At 55.8% G+C, this 13,957-nt stretch carries 13 protein-coding genes and 2 tRNA genes; 8 read left to right on the top strand and 7 right to left on the bottom strand.

Translation table 11 applies throughout. The features are described from left to right. Positions 1–46 precede the first annotated feature (46 nt). From sufA to FKM52_RS00565, 7 genes are all read left to right on the top strand, one after another. Positions 47–421 carry a Fe-S cluster assembly scaffold SufA gene (sufA, locus tag FKM52_RS00595; RefSeq protein WP_141174266.1) on the top strand — a complete coding sequence of 125 codons (375 nt, stop codon included), beginning with the start codon at positions 47–49 and terminating at the stop codon, positions 419–421. 7 nt (positions 422–428) lie between these two features. Then, entirely contained in the window at positions 429–1,925 is a 1,497-nt protein-coding gene (sufB, locus tag FKM52_RS00590) for a Fe-S cluster assembly protein SufB (RefSeq protein ID WP_141174265.1), read from the top strand. Positions 1,926–1,972: 47 nt separating this feature from the next. After that, on the top strand, positions 1,973–2,719 hold the full coding sequence (gene sufC / locus FKM52_RS00585) for a Fe-S cluster assembly ATPase SufC (RefSeq protein WP_141174264.1): 747 nt from the start codon (positions 1,973–1,975) through the stop codon (positions 2,717–2,719). Further along, the gene (gene sufD, locus FKM52_RS00580) at positions 2,694–3,971 is read left to right on the top strand and encodes a Fe-S cluster assembly protein SufD (RefSeq protein WP_141174263.1); all 1,278 of its coding nucleotides are present in this window, start codon (positions 2,694–2,696) and stop codon (positions 3,969–3,971) included. The genes sufC and sufD overlap by 26 nt, the downstream gene beginning before the upstream one ends. After that, the gene (gene sufS / locus FKM52_RS00575) at positions 3,971–5,194 is read left to right on the top strand and encodes a cysteine desulfurase SufS (RefSeq protein ID WP_141174262.1); all 1,224 of its coding nucleotides are present in this window, start codon (positions 3,971–3,973) and stop codon (positions 5,192–5,194) included. The genes sufD and sufS overlap by 1 nt, the downstream gene beginning before the upstream one ends. Positions 5,195–5,222: 28 nt before the next feature. Then, entirely contained in the window at positions 5,223–5,639 is a 417-nt protein-coding gene (sufE, locus tag FKM52_RS00570) for a cysteine desulfuration protein SufE (RefSeq protein ID WP_141174261.1), read from the top strand. A gap of 113 nt (positions 5,640–5,752) precedes the next feature. Further along, positions 5,753–6,739, top strand: a complete 987-nt coding sequence (locus FKM52_RS00565) for a L,D-transpeptidase family protein (RefSeq protein WP_246085486.1) — start codon at positions 5,753–5,755, stop codon at positions 6,737–6,739. A gap of 88 nt (positions 6,740–6,827) precedes the next feature. On the opposite strand, the gene FKM52_RS00560 is transcribed toward FKM52_RS00565, so the two are convergent. The 6 genes from FKM52_RS00560 to FKM52_RS00535 all read right to left on the bottom strand — a co-directional run bounded on the left by FKM52_RS00560 (position 6,828) and on the right by FKM52_RS00535 (position 11,838). Next, the gene (locus FKM52_RS00560) at positions 6,828–7,064 is read right to left on the bottom strand and encodes a major outer membrane lipoprotein (protein ID WP_002908860.1); all 237 of its coding nucleotides are present in this window, start codon (positions 7,062–7,064) and stop codon (positions 6,828–6,830) included. A 299-nt stretch (positions 7,065–7,363) separates the two neighbouring features. Next, on the bottom strand, positions 7,364–8,776 hold the full coding sequence (gene pykF / locus FKM52_RS00555; protein WP_141174259.1) for a pyruvate kinase PykF: 1,413 nt from the start codon (positions 8,774–8,776) through the stop codon (positions 7,364–7,366). 628 nt (positions 8,777–9,404) lie between these two features. Continuing rightward, the gene (locus tag FKM52_RS00550; RefSeq protein ID WP_141174258.1) at positions 9,405–9,923 is read right to left on the bottom strand and encodes a ClbS/DfsB family four-helix bundle protein; all 519 of its coding nucleotides are present in this window, start codon (positions 9,921–9,923) and stop codon (positions 9,405–9,407) included. A 245-nt stretch (positions 9,924–10,168) separates the two neighbouring features. Further along, a tRNA-Val gene (locus FKM52_RS00545) sits at positions 10,169–10,245 on the bottom strand. A gap of 4 nt (positions 10,246–10,249) precedes the next feature. Beyond that, positions 10,250–10,326 (bottom strand) — tRNA-Val (locus FKM52_RS00540). 138 nt (positions 10,327–10,464) lie between these two features. Then, positions 10,465–11,838 (bottom strand): MATE family efflux transporter, encoded by a 1,374-nt coding sequence (locus tag FKM52_RS00535; RefSeq protein ID WP_141174257.1) that lies wholly within the window; start codon positions 11,836–11,838, stop codon positions 10,465–10,467. 221 nt (positions 11,839–12,059) lie between these two features. On the opposite strand from FKM52_RS00535, the gene FKM52_RS00530 reads away from it, so the two are divergent. Continuing rightward, positions 12,060–12,713: a riboflavin synthase subunit alpha gene (locus FKM52_RS00530; protein WP_141174256.1), complete on the top strand. Its 654-nt coding sequence runs from the start codon at positions 12,060–12,062 to the stop codon at positions 12,711–12,713. A 59-nt stretch (positions 12,714–12,772) separates the two neighbouring features. Here FKM52_RS00530 and cfa read toward each other — a convergent pair whose 3' ends face one another. Next, entirely contained in the window at positions 12,773–13,921 is a 1,149-nt protein-coding gene (gene cfa / locus FKM52_RS00525) for a cyclopropane fatty acyl phospholipid synthase (RefSeq protein WP_141174255.1), read from the bottom strand. Positions 13,922–13,957: the final 36 nt, after the last annotated feature.

Here is a 13,957-nt window from a genome sequence, read left to right as displayed (position 1 = left end):
CATAGTGGGATAAGCCTGCCAGGCATCGCATGCGAGGTAATAAACTATGCAATCTGCAAATCCGGCATCTTTTTCTCCAGATGATTTTGTCTGGAAGGGGCTGACCTTAACCGACAGCGCGGCGCAGCAAATCAAAACGCTGGCCGCCAACGATCCGCACGTTAAAGGGCTACGACTGGGCGTTAAACAGTCGGGCTGCGCGGGCTTCGGCTATACCATGGACCTGGTAAAAGAACCGGCGGCTGACGATCTGCCGTTCACCCATCAGGGCGCAACGCTGTACGTTCCGCTTCAGGCGATGCCGTTTATCGACGGTACGCAGGTCGATTTCGTACGCGAAGGTCTGAATCAGGTTTTCAAATTCAATAACCCTAAAGCTCAGCACGCCTGTGGTTGCGGTGAGAGCTTTGGCGTCGAGTAATATTGCTATGTCCCGAAACAGTGAAGCATCAGATGACGTACAAATCTGGGAAGGCGGTCAACAAAAATATAAAGAAGGCTTCTTTACCCAACTGCAAACCGATGAGCTGGCGCACGGCATCAGCGAAGAGGTAGTGCGCGCGATTTCCGCCAAACGTAACGAGCCGGAATGGATGCTGGCGTTTCGGCTAAAGGCCTATGAGGCCTGGCTGCAGATGGAAGAGCCGCACTGGCTGAAGGCCCACTATGACAAGCTGGACTATCAGGATTACAGCTACTACTCGGCGCCGTCCTGCGGCAACTGCGACGACAGCTGCGCCTCAGAGCCGGGCGCGCTGCAATCCTCCGGCGCGCAGACGGCGAGCAGCTATCTGACCCAGGAAGTGGAAAAAGCGTTCGATCAGCTGGGCGTGCCGGTGCGTGAAGGGAAAGAGGTGGCGGTAGACGCCATTTTCGACTCCGTTTCCGTCGCCACCACCTATCGTCACAAGCTGGCGGAGCAGGGCATTATTTTTTGCTCGTTTGGCGAAGCGATTCAGGAACATCCGGAGCTGGTGCAGAAATACCTCGGCACCGTGGTGCCGCACAACGATAACTTTTTCGCCGCGCTCAACTCGGCGGTCGCCTCTGACGGCACCTTTGTCTATATCCCGAAAGGGGTGCGTTGTCCGATGGAGCTGTCCACCTATTTTCGCATCAACGCGGCGAAAACCGGGCAGTTCGAGCGCACCATCCTGATCGCTGATGAAGACAGCTACGTCAGCTATATCGAAGGCTGCTCGGCGCCGGTACGCGACAGCTATCAGCTGCACGCGGCGGTGGTGGAGGTCATCATCCACAAAAACGCCGAGGTGAAGTATTCCACGGTGCAGAACTGGTTCCCCGGCGGCGAAGGCGAGGGCGGCATTCTTAACTTCGTGACCAAGCGCGCGCTGTGCGAGGGCGAAAACAGCAAAATGTCCTGGACGCAGTCGGAGACCGGCTCGGCGATCACCTGGAAATATCCCAGCGTGATCCTGCGTGGCGATAACTCTATCGGTGAGTTCTACTCGGTGGCGCTGACCAGCGGGCGTCAGCAGGCCGATACCGGCACCAAAATGATCCATATCGGCAAAAACACTAAGTCGACCATTATTTCAAAAGGGATCTCCGCCGGCAAAAGCCAGAATACCTATCGCGGCCTGGTGAAAATCATGCCGACGGCGACCAACGCCCGCAACTTTACCCAGTGCGACTCGATGCTGATCGGCCCGGACTGCGGCGCGCATACCTTCCCCTACGTGGAGACGCGCAACAACAGCGCGCAGCTGGAGCATGAAGCGACCACCTCGCGTATTGGCGAAGATCAGCTGTTCTACTGTCTGCAGCGCGGCATCAGCGAAGAAGATGCGATCTCGATGATCGTAAACGGCTTCTGTAAGGATGTCTTCTCTGAGCTGCCGCTTGAGTTCGCCGTTGAGGCGCAGAAGCTGCTGGCCATCAGTCTGGAACACAGCGTCGGCTAAGGCCGGGCTGTCTGCATCGTTGCCTGCGGGCAAGCGAAGGATAAAACATGTTAAGCATTAAAGATTTACAGGTAAACATTGAAGATAAATCTATCCTGCGTGGGCTGGATTTAGAGATTAAGCCGGGCGAAGTGCACGCCATCATGGGTCCTAACGGCTCCGGTAAAAGTACGCTTTCCGCCACGCTGGCCGGACGCGAAGAGTATGAGATCGTCGGCGGATCCGTGCAGTTTAAAGGTAAAGATCTGCTGGAGCTGGCGCCGGAAGAGCGCGCCGGCGAAGGTATCTTTATGGCGTTTCAGTATCCGGTCGAAATTCCGGGCGTCAGTAATCAGTTCTTCCTGCAGACCGCGGTTAACGCGGTGCGCAAATATCGCGGCCAGAGCGAACTGGACCGCTTCGATTTTCAGGACTTTATTGAAGAGAAAATAGAACTGTTGAAAATGCCGGAAGATTTGCTGACGCGCTCCGTTAACGTCGGTTTTTCCGGCGGCGAGAAAAAACGTAACGACATTCTGCAAATGGCGGCGCTGGAGCCGGATCTCTGCATTCTCGATGAAACCGACTCCGGTCTGGATATCGACGCGCTGAAAATCGTCTCTAACGGCGTTAACTCGCTGCGTGACGGCAAGCGCGCCTTTATTATCGTGACCCACTATCAGCGCATCCTCGACTACATCAAGCCGGACTATGTGCATGTGCTCTATCAGGGCAAGATCGTGAAATCTGGCGACTTTACGCTGGTGAAACAGCTGGAGGAGCAAGGCTATGGCTGGCTTACCGACCAGGAGTGAAAACGCGCTGCAGCAGTGGCATCATCTGTTTGAATCGCACAGCGATAATCGGTCGTTACAGGCGCAGCAGCACTGGCAGCAGCTGATGCGGCTGGGGTTGCCGACGCGCAAGCATGAAAACTGGAAATATACGCCGCTGGACGAGCTGTTCAGCCAGCGCTTTGTGCTGCCCGCTGAAGCGGAGCTGACGGCAGAGGCGCTTAATACGCTGGCGCTGCCGCTGGATGCGGTGCGTCTGGTATTTGTTGACGGGCGCTTTAACGCCAGCCTCAGCGATGCCGGTTTCGCGCCGTTTGAGCTGCAGATCGCCAGCGCGGCGGAGCGCCGTGACCTGGCGCCGCCGGTGCAGCCGGAGGTGTTTCTCCATCTGACCGAAAGCCTGGCGGAGCAGGCGATCACGCTGCATCTGCCGCGCGGTCAGACGGCGCCACGTCCGCTCTATCTGCTGCATATCAGCAGCGGACGTGCGGAAGAGGCGCTGAATACCCTGCACTATCGTCACCACCTGCAGATTGATGCGGGCGCGGCGGCGCAGGTAATCGAACACTACGTCAGCCTGAACCATCGGCCGCACTTTACCGGCGCGCGCCTGACCCTCTCGGTAGGCGATAACGCACAGCTGACCCATACCAAACTGTCGTTTGAAAACGCGGGCAGCTATCATTTCGCCCATAACGATATCCTCGTTGGGCGTGACGCTAACGTCAGCAGCCACAGCTTCCTGCTGGGGGCAGGATTAAGCCGTCATAACACCAGCGCGCAGCTTAACGGCGAGAACAGCAACCTGGTTATCAACAGCCTGGCGCTGCCGGTAGATAAAGAAGTATGCGATAGCCGTAGCTATCTGGAGCATAACAAAGGTTACTGCCAGAGCCGCCAGCTGCACAAAACCATCGTGCGCGATCGGGCGCGCGCCGTGTTTAACGGCATGATTAAAGTCGCGCCGCACGCGCTGAAAACCGACGGCCAGATGACCAACAACAACCTGCTGCTGGACCGCCTGGCGGAAGTGGATACCAAACCGCAGCTGGAAATCTACGCCGACGATGTTAAATGCAGCCACGGCGCGACCGTCGGCCGCGTTGATGAAGAGCAGATGTTCTACCTGCGCGCGCGCGGCATTAGCGAAGAAGCGGCGCAGCGGATGATCGTGTACGCCTTCGCCGCCGAGCTGACCGAAGCGATTCAGGATGAGACGCTGAAGCAGGCGGTGCTGGCGCGTATCGAACAGCGTTTTCCCGGAGGCATGTAATGAGTTTTGATCTCGCACGCGTCAGAGCGGATTTCCCCATCCTGGCGCGCGAGGTCAACGGGCAGCCGTTGGCCTATCTTGACAGCGCGGCCAGCGCGCAAAAACCGCTGGCGGTGATTAACGCGGAAAGCCACTTCAGCCAGCACGGCTATGCGGCGGTGCATCGCGGCATCCACACCCTGAGCGCCGCCGCCACCACCGATATGGAGAACGTACGCGCCCAAGCGGCGCGTTTCCTCAATGCCGCCTCGCCGGAGGAGATTGTTTTCGTCAAGGGCACCACCGAGGGGATTAACCTGGTGGCCAACAGCTGGGGCGGCAGTCAGCTGCGTCAGGGCGACAACATCATTATCACCGAGATGGAGCACCACGCGAACATCGTCCCCTGGCAGATGGTGGCCGCCCGTACCGGCGCTACTATTCGCGTACTGCCGCTGACGGCGGAAGGCGAGCTGGACAGCGCGCGCCTGGCGTCGCTGATCGACGATCGTACCCGCCTGTTCGCCGTTACCCACGTCTCCAACGTGCTGGGCACCGTTAACCCGGTAAAAGCGCTGGTGGCGCAGGCAAAAGCCGCCGGTGTGGTGACGCTGGTAGATGGCGCGCAGGCGGTGATGCACCAGCGGGTTGACGTACAGGATATCGGCTGCGATTTTTACGCCTTCTCCGGCCATAAAATCTACGGCCCTACCGGCATTGGCATTCTGTATGGACGTCAGGCGCTGCTCTCAACGCTGCCGCCGTGGGAAGGCGGCGGCTCGATGATTGAAACGGTGCGGCTGCCGGAAGGCACCACTTACGCTAAAACGCCGTGGAGCCTGGAAGCGGGGACGCCGAACACCGTGGGCATTATCGGTCTTGGCGCGGCGCTGGCCTATGTGGAATCGCTGGGTCTGGCGAATATTCAGGCCAGGGAACGGTCGCTGATGCGCTATGCGCTCGATAAGCTGGCCTCGGTGCCCGATCTGCAGATTTACGGACCCCCGGCGCGGGCGGGGGTCATCGCCTTTAATCTCGGCAAGCATCACGCCTATGATGTGGGCAGCTTCCTTGACCAGTACGGCATTGCGATTCGTACCGGTCATCACTGCGCTATGCCGTTGATGAACTACTACGGCGTGCCGGCCATGTGCCGCGCTTCGTTCGCTATGTATAATAGCGAGGAAGAGGCCGATCGGCTTGCCGCAGGGCTGACACGTATACACCGCCTGCTGGGAGGCTAACGCCGCCCGGTCGGTAAGGGAGGAATGAATGGCGACACTGCCAGAAAAAGAGAAGCTGATACGCAACTTTAACCGCTGCGCCAACTGGGAAGAGAAATATCTGTATGTAATTGAGCTGGGAGGGCGCTTGCCAGAATTATCTGAATCCTGCCATCAGCCGCAATACAGCGTTTCAGGCTGTCAGAGCCAGGTCTGGATTGTGATGGAGCAGGCGGCGGATGGGACCATAGAGCTACAGGGCGACAGCGACGCCGCCATCGTCAAGGGCCTGATTGCAATAGTATTTAGCCTTTACCAGGGCATGACGCCGCAGCAAATCGTCGAGTTTGACGTTCGTCCGTGGTTTGAGCAGCTGGCCTTAACCCAGCACCTTACGCCGTCCCGCTCGCAGGGGCTGGAAGCGATGATCCGCACCATCCGCGCCCGCGCACAGGCGCTCTGCTAAGCTAAACTTCTCTCACGCCCCGTTACGTTTCGCGGGGCGCTTTTTATTGTCGGAGAGAAGCCCTCATGAAAGCACTTTTCCCTGTCGCCTGCGGGCTGATATGCGCAGCGCTGATGATGCCAGCGCCGGCCAGCGCCAGTGAATATCCGCTGCCGGCCGCAAACAGCCGTTTGATTGGTGAAAACACTATCGCCGTCGTGCCTGCTGATAAGCGCCCGCTGGAGGCGATCGCCGCCCGCTACAGTGTCGGCCTGCTGAATATGCTGGAAGCGAACCCCGGCACCGATCCCTGGCTGCCGAAGGCGGGAAGCGAGCTGGTTATTCCGCAGCAGATGCTGCTGCCCGATACCAAACGCGAGGGGATCGTAGTGAATCTGGCAGAGCTGCGCCTGTACTACTACCCGCCGGGCGAGAAGAAGGTCATTGTCTATCCGGTAGGCATTGGTCAGCTCGGCGCGATGACGCCGTCGATGGTAACGCGCATTACGCAAAAGATCCCTAATCCCAGCTGGACGCCCACGCCGAATATCCGCAAGCGCTATGCCAAAGAGGGCATTACATTGCCCGGCGTGGTGCCTGCCGGGCCGGATAACCCGATGGGGCGGTTTGCGCTGCGGCTGGCCTACGGCAGCGGCCACTATTTGATCCACGGCACCAACGCCGATTTCGGCATCGGCATGCGCGTCAGCTCCGGCTGTATTCGCCTGCGCCCGGACGATATCGCCGCGCTGTTTAACAGCGTGTCGGCAGGGACGCGCGTGCAAATCGTCAACCAGCCGGTGAAGTATGCCGTCGAGCCGGACGGCAAGCGCTATATCGAGGTGCATCAGCCGTTGTCGCGTAGCGCACAGGACGATCCGCAATCCATGCGGCTGCCGCTGACTAAGGCGCTGAAAGGTTTTATGGATGACAAAGAGAGCGACGGCGCACAGATCGATGCGGCGCTGCAGCGGCGTTCCGGGATGCCGATTTTGGTCAGCCCTGGCGAAGCCGCGGGCGAAAGCGTAGCGCAACCGGCGGAAAACAGCGCTCAGCGCCACGCAGGGGAGATAAAAGCAGGAAAACAGGCTAAGGCAAGGAGTACGGCAGAAAAGGCGTAACGGGAGGTTCAGGCGGTTACAGGGCAGGGAGGCTAAAAGAGATAAAAAAATGGCGTCCAGCGGACGCCATTTTCTGTCACCAGAACTCTTACTTACGGTAAGAGTGAGCCTGGTTGTCCAGACGCTGGTTAGCACGAGCTGCGTCGTCTTTAGCAGCCTGTACGTCAGAGCGCATTGCGTTCACGTCGTTGCTCAGCTGGTCAACTTTCGCGTTCAGAGTCTGAACGTCGCTTGACAGCTGGTCGATTTTAGCATTGCTGGAGCAACCAGCCAGCAGAGTTGAACCCAGAATTACCGCGCCCAGTACCAGTTTAGTACGATTCATTATTTATACCCTCTAGATTGAGTTAATCTCCATGTAGCGTTACAAGTATTACACAAAGTTTTTTGGTATGAGAATAATTTTTTGATGAGAACATGCTTAATTTTGCTCGTTCGCTCAAAGAAACATCTGTTATGGCGACGGCTATAAAAAAACAAATGAAAACAGGCAGATTTAATTGATTTTATCTTTACTGATATGCAGATTTTATCGTTATTATCAATTGGAATTTTTGGGAATAACGATTACCGCAGAATAAAAAAAAGCGCCATCAAGGCGCTTTTTAATCGGGCTGTAATTATTTACAGTACGTGTACGGAAGCGGTATTGGTGGTGCCGCTCGGGACCAGCGCACCGGAAACCATTACCACCACGTCGCCTTTCTGAGCGTAGCCGCTTTCCAGCGCCAGCGCTTTACCAATGCGGTAGAAATCGTCGGTAGAGGCGATTTCATTAACAACGCGCGCTTCAATGCCCTTGCTTAACAGCAGCTGACGCGCGGTGATCGGATTGGTGGTCAGCGCCAGGATGGTGGCGTCCGGGAAATATTTACGTACCGATTTCGCGGACTTGCCGCCTTCGGTCGCTACCACGATAACCGGCGCTTCCAGTTTTTCCGCCGTTTCTACCGCGCCGCGGCAGACCGCTTCGGTGATGCGCAGCTTACGGCTGTCGTTCAGCGTATCGATGCGTGATTTCATTACGCGATCGGTACGTTCACAGATGGTAGCCATAATGCTGACGGATTCCAGCGGATATTTGCCTTTGGCGCTTTCGCCGGAGAGCATTACCGCATCGGTGCCGTCCAGGATGGCGTTGGCAACGTCGCCAGCTTCCGCACGGGTCGGGCGCGGGTTTTTGATCATCGAATCCAGCATTTGAGTCGCGGTAATCACAACCTTACGTGCTTTATTACATTTTTTGATCATCATCTTCTGCGCGAAAATCACTTCTTCTACCGGGATCTCTACGCCGAGGTCGCCGCGCGCTACCATGATGCCGTCGGAAGCGTCGAGGATTTCATCAAAGTTGTTGAGGCCTTCCTGGTTTTCAATCTTGGAGATGATCTGGATATGCTCGCCGCCGTGTTTTTTCAGATGCTCACGGATTTCCAGCACGTCGGAACGTTTACGAATAAAGGAAGCGGCAACGAAGTCCACGCCCTGTTCGCAACCGAATACCAGGTCATGCTTATCTTTTTCCGCCAGCGCCGGCAGCTGAATGGAAACGCCCGGCAGGTTAACGCCTTTGTTTTCGCCCAGGTCGCCGTTGTTCAGCACTTTACAAACCACTGTATTTTCAGTGACTTCAGTCACTTCCATACCGATCAGACCATCATCAACCAGCACGGTATTGCCGATTTTCAGGTCGGCTGCAAAGCCGGCGTAGGTCACTGCCACACGTTCGTTGTTGCCAATCACGGACTGATCGGTGGTGAAGGTAAAGGTCTGGCCCGCTTTCAGCGATACGTCGTTACCGCCTTCCAGCTTCATGGTGCGGATTTCCGGACCTTTAGTATCCAGCAGGATCGCAGCCTGACGGCCGGTTTTCTCCATAACCGCGCGAATGTTGGCGATACGACGACCATGTTCTTCGTAATCACCATGAGAAAAATTAAGACGCATAACGTTCATGCCTGCTTCCAGCAGGTTAGTCAGCATCTCTTCAGATTCAGTTTTCGGTCCGATGGTACAAACGATCTTGGTCTTTTTCATGACAAGTTATCTGTAAGTTGTGATGGATGATAGAGGTTTGAGGTCGATGCCTGGCGCATCGAAGCAATATTCATGCTCTGTGAGCGGACTACAATACAAACTAAGAATAGGTGACAGATATAAAGCGTGCAGAGGAAGTTGTGCGATGATGTTCCATGAGCCATGGAGGCCGGTTGCGCAACCTGTTTTTGATGGAGGTAAGGGCACGTCAATGAGCTGAAACCATTCAAGTGGAACACCGGGCCTAGTATAGACGCTAAGTATTCGAAAACCAATCGAAAAGCGCTTTATCAGCCGGGGTGAGATCAAGGAAAGTGATGTTGCGGCAACGTGGTTTTGCTTGCAGCGGCAACCTGCAGCTCTGTCAAGCCGCTACCTCTTTCTTATTAGCCGCGACCGCTGATTTTTTCACCCGCAAAAAGCAGCGGCGATAAAATCTGGCGCGGCGTCAGGGCCGGCTATGCTGCCGGTAGCCAAAAATTTACCGCAGGTAAAGAAACAATAAATGCGTAGCGCTGGCAAAGGACAATTAAAATGGCGCAGCGGGCAACTATAAATAGCGCGGCGTTCTTTTTTGGCGATCTTCGTTGCCGCCGGGAGTGAGAAAGGTCCTATAATATAAGGGAAATTACTTTAACTTAACGTTATTTTCTTTCGCCCATTTTCTTAATCTGCCGCAGGCATTAGCATAGGGCGATGAAGTATTAAAAGAAATCATTCTTCCCATACTCCATTTACCATACCAACATTTTCCGTATAGCTCCTCATCGGTGCGTCGATCGATAAGCCCGACGATCTCATCTTTTACCTGCCGCAGCTGCTTTATTTGCTGCGGGTAGCTCAGTGCGCCATAGTCGGCGTAAAATTTCCCGGCAAGCAGCCCAAGCTGATTCCATTTATAACCGCTTTCCGGGTAATCAACCGTCAGCCCCTGAGCGTCGCGCGTAATCCATTTGACCACCAGCGCATTCCAGCCCAGCAGGTAAGAGACCAGATCGCTGACGCTTATCGTCGTGCCGCGCGCATGGCCCTCCATGCCCCTGGCGGCAGCCAGCGCAGGAGGAATGGCCTGCAGATAGCCGATCAGCTGCGTAAAATTTTTCTCTATCGCCGCCAACAGCTCGGCTTTGGTTTGCGGTACGCCCATAGAAAATCCTTTTTATGGCGGCAGCGGGCCGCGTACAGGAACGATAAAAGATTTTTACAATAAGCGGGCCAGCCTGACGGGGCAACAGGTTTTTCCTGACGATCGGCCTGAGCAGGCGCTGCGACGCAAATAGCGAAAAAGACGATATTGCTGCCGGCATCGGCGCGGGCAAACGGACTAAAGGAAAATAACAGAATGATATAATGCGGGAAAAGCTATTGAAAAGGCCAGATTAACAGTAAATCTGGTGCGTCCGAGTGGACTCGAACCACCGACCCCCACCATGTCAAGGTGGTGCTCTAACCAACTGAGCTACGGACGCAATTTGGTGCGTTCTAATGGACTCGAACCATCGACCCCCACCATGTCAAGGTGGTGCTCTAACCAACTGAGCTAAGAACGCATCTGCCGTCTTGGCTGACAACGGGGACGAATATTAACGGCACAGATTAGCGCTGGCAAGTAGAAACATGTAATTTTCTGCGCGACTGCCCAACAACTGCACGACCCGCCGTTTTTTTAAGCGCGGCGGGCCTTTACCTTAGCGTGCCGCGTGTTTAAGGATCCTTTCCGGCGGTAATTTTTGCAGCCGGCGGATGCGCCAGATCATCATGATCGCCGCAGAGGTCAGCCCCAGAATAAAGCCGCACCAGAATCCCGCCGGTCCCATCGCCGGCACCAGCCAGTCAGTTAACGCCAGCAGATAGCCGCTCGGCAGGCCAATGACCCAGTAGGCGACCAGCGTAATAAAAAAGATTGAGCGGGTATCCTTATAGCCGCGCAGAATGCCGCTGCCGATAACCTGGACCGAGTCGGAAAACTGGTAAATCGCCGCCAGCAGCATCAGCTGAGCCGCCAGCGCCACCACCTGCGGATTATCGTTATACAGCAGGGCGATCTGCTCGCGGAAGGCGACGGTAAACAGCGCGGTACAGGCGGCCATCATGATGCCTACGCCCTGGCCGGTCCAGGCGGCGATTTTCGCTGCTTCGACGGAGCCCTGGCCCAGACGAAAGCCGACCCGGATAGTGGTGGCGACGCCGAGCGACAGCGGCAGGACGAACATCAGGGAACTGAAATTAAGCGCGATTTGGTGGCCGGCGACGTTAACGATGCCCAGCGGCGAGACCAGCAGCGCCACCACGGCGAACAGCGTAACTTCAAAGAACAGCGCCAGCGCAACCGGCAGGCCCAGCAGCATCAGCCGCTTCAGCACCCTCCAGTCTGGCGCGCTGAAGTAGCCGGGCAGGGTAATGTCGCGCATTGAGCGCGCCCGCTTAATCCACAGACGCATCACGATAAAAATAACCCAGTAGACGGATGCCGTCGCTACGCCGCAGCCGACGCCGCCCAGCGCCGGAGCGCCAAAGTGACCATAGATAAAAATATAGTTAACCGGAATGTTAACCAGCAGGCCGATAAAGCCCATTACCATACCGGGCTTGGTTTTTGACAGCCCTTCGCACTGGTTGCGCGCCACCTGGAAAAAGAGGTAGCCGGGAGCACCCCACAGCAGCGCGCGCAGATAGCCTACCGCTTTGTCGGTCAGCGCCGGATCGATATTGTGCATTGCGCGAATCATATAACCGGCATTCCACAGCACCACCATAATCAGCACCGCTACCAGCCCGGCAAGCCAGTAGGCCTGACGCACCTGATGCGCAATGCGGCCGCGCTGTCCGGAGCCGTTAAGCTGGGCGACAACCGGCGTCAGGGCCAGGATCAGGCCGTGCCCGAAGAGAATGGCGGGCAGCCAGACAGAAGTACCCACCGCTACGGCGGCCATATCCGTGGCGCTAACGGCGCCGGCCATAATAGTATCAACAAAGCCCATGGCCGTTTGCGCCACCTGCGCCAGGATAACGGGAATGGCCAGCGCTAATAATTGACGCGCTTCTGTCAGGTACTTCTGCACGTAAACACCTTTTTATGTTTATAGGAAAGAATTATTCGCCCGAGGGGCAAGATCGTAAAGAACAGATGAATCCACGGGCGGACAGCAGAGGATCATAGCGGCAACCCGTTGGTAAGGAAACCGCATTTTATTCACCGCTCCGGAGGTTGTTCGCGCTTTTACCCGCCTCGTCAGCGGCGGAGAGTATGGTAATATCAGCAAAAACAGACTGAGGCTAAGCTATGTTTACCGGAATTGTACAGGGCACCGCAGAAGTGGTGGCCATTGAAGAGAAAACCAACTTTCGCACCCACACGATTAAAATGCCGCCGGAGCTGCTGTCCGGTCTGGAGACCGGGGCGTCGGTAGCGCATAACGGCTGCTGCCTGACGGTTACCCGGATCGACGGCGATCGGATCAGTTTCGATCTGATGAAAGAGACGCTGCGTATTACTAACCTTGGCGAACTACGGCCGGGCGATGTGGTTAATGTCGAACGCGCCGCAAAATTCGGCGATGAGATCGGCGGGCACCTGATGTCCGGTCATATTATGACCACGGCGGAAGTCTGCAAAATTATCAATGCGGAAAATAACCGTGAAATCTGGTTTAAACCGCAGGACAGCGCGCTGATGAAATATATCCTGCATAAAGGTTTTATCGGTATCGACGGCATCAGCCTTACCGTTGGCGACGTCACTAAAACTAAATTCTGCGTCCACCTGATTCCCGAAACCCTGGTGCGCACTACGCTGGGCGTGAAGAAGCTGGGGCAGCGGATTAATATTGAAATCGATCCGCATACGCAGGCGGTAGTGGATACGGTAGAGCGCGTGCTGGCGCAGCGGGAAGCGGCGCTGGCGGCGAGCATGGCCGCGATAGAAAGCGACCGGTAACAGCCATAAAAAAACAGGCGCCCCGGCTGCCTGTTTTTAAATTACGCTACAAAAGCCGATTAATGCGGTACGCGCAGGCCGCCTTCCACGCCGCGGCTGAAAACTACCTGCCAGAGCTGAATATCGCGTGCGCGGAAGGCGCCGGCGCAGGCGTTCAGATAGTAGGAGAACATGCGCTTAAAGCGCTCGCCATATTTTTCCTCCAGCTGCGGCCAGGCCTGTAAAAAGCGCTCATACCACGCCATCAGCGTCGTATCATAATCAGCCCCGAAATTATGCCAGTCTTCCATAATGAAATGGGGTTCGCTGGCCTGAGCGATATGGCGTACTGAAGGCAGACAGCCGTTGGGGAAAATATATTTATCGATCCAGGGATCGACATTCATATCGGTTTTGATCGCGCCGATAGTATGCAGCAGGAACAGCCCGTCAGGCTTAAGGTTTCGGTCGGCAACTTCGAAGTAGGTGGGGTAATTTTTAGGGCCGACGTGTTCAAACATGCCGACAGAAACGATGCGGTCATACTGATCGTTTAAATCGCGGTAATCCTGCAGCAGGATGGTCACGTCCAGGCCCGTACAACGCTGCTGCGCCAGCTTCTGCTGTTCAGCGGAGATGGTCACGCCATGGACGGAGGCGCCATAGTGACGCGCGGCGAATTCTGCCAGCCCGCCCCAGCCGCAGCCGATATCGAGCAGGCGCATACCCGGTTTAAGTTGCAGCTTCTCGCAAATCATTTTTAGCTTAGCCTGTTGCGCCTCTTCCAGCGTTTTAGCTTCTTTCCAGTAGCCGCAGGAGTATTGCATAAAGGGATCAAGCATAAGCGAAAAAAGATCGTTGCCCAGATCGTAATGCTCCTTGCCGACCATCCACGCGCGCTTTTTGGACTGTAAATTGGTCAGGCGGGCCGCGGCGATGCGCAGGGTATCTTTGATATGGTGAGGAAGCTGCTGATCCAGCTTATTTTTCAGCACGCGATGGAAAAACATATCGAGCCGTTCGCATTCCCACCAGCCATCCATATAGCTCTCGCCCAGGCCGAGGGAGCCTTCCTGTAACACGCGTTTAAAAAAATCAGGGTTTTTTACCTGAATATCCCAGGGGCGCTTGCCGTTGATATCGATATCGGCCCTTTCCAGCATTTCATGGGCGATACGATACCAATGGTTTTCCTCCAGGTTCACTTCTTCTATGCACGATGAACTCATAGCTTCTCCATCACCTGTGTGATACGAACCTGAGAA

The organism is Mixta tenebrionis, assembly GCF_006517625.1.
GTDB lineage: Bacteria > Pseudomonadota > Gammaproteobacteria > Enterobacterales > Enterobacteriaceae > Mixta > Mixta tenebrionis.
Note: the sequence above shows the minus strand (reverse complement) of the source record. Positions and strands in the feature narration are given on the sequence as shown.

What these genes read in the sequence shown, in the direction of transcription:
- sufD (WP_141174263.1), top strand. Translation starts at nt 2,694, where the DNA reads ATGGCTGGCTTACCGACCAGGAGTGAAAACGCGCTGCAGCAGTGGCAT.
- FKM52_RS00560 (WP_002908860.1), bottom strand. Translation starts at nt 7,064, where the DNA reads ATGAATCGTACTAAACTGGTACTGGGCGCGGTAATTCTGGGTTCAACT.
- cfa (WP_141174255.1), bottom strand. Translation starts at nt 13,921, where the DNA reads ATGAGTTCATCGTGCATAGAAGAAGTGAACCTGGAGGAAAACCATTGG.
- FKM52_RS00550 (WP_141174258.1), bottom strand. Translation starts at nt 9,923, where the DNA reads ATGGGCGTACCGCAAACCAAAGCCGAGCTGTTGGCGGCGATAGAGAAA.
- sufE (WP_141174261.1), top strand. Translation starts at nt 5,223, where the DNA reads ATGGCGACACTGCCAGAAAAAGAGAAGCTGATACGCAACTTTAACCGC.
- FKM52_RS00565 (WP_246085486.1), top strand. Translation starts at nt 5,753, where the DNA reads ATGATGCCAGCGCCGGCCAGCGCCAGTGAATATCCGCTGCCGGCCGCA.
- pykF (WP_141174259.1), bottom strand. Translation starts at nt 8,776, where the DNA reads ATGAAAAAGACCAAGATCGTTTGTACCATCGGACCGAAAACTGAATCT.
- FKM52_RS00530 (WP_141174256.1), top strand. Translation starts at nt 12,060, where the DNA reads ATGTTTACCGGAATTGTACAGGGCACCGCAGAAGTGGTGGCCATTGAA.
- sufA (WP_141174266.1), top strand. Translation starts at nt 47, where the DNA reads ATGCAATCTGCAAATCCGGCATCTTTTTCTCCAGATGATTTTGTCTGG.
- sufC (WP_141174264.1), top strand. Translation starts at nt 1,973, where the DNA reads ATGTTAAGCATTAAAGATTTACAGGTAAACATTGAAGATAAATCTATC.
- sufS (WP_141174262.1), top strand. Translation starts at nt 3,971, where the DNA reads ATGAGTTTTGATCTCGCACGCGTCAGAGCGGATTTCCCCATCCTGGCG.
- sufB (WP_141174265.1), top strand. Translation starts at nt 429, where the DNA reads ATGTCCCGAAACAGTGAAGCATCAGATGACGTACAAATCTGGGAAGGC.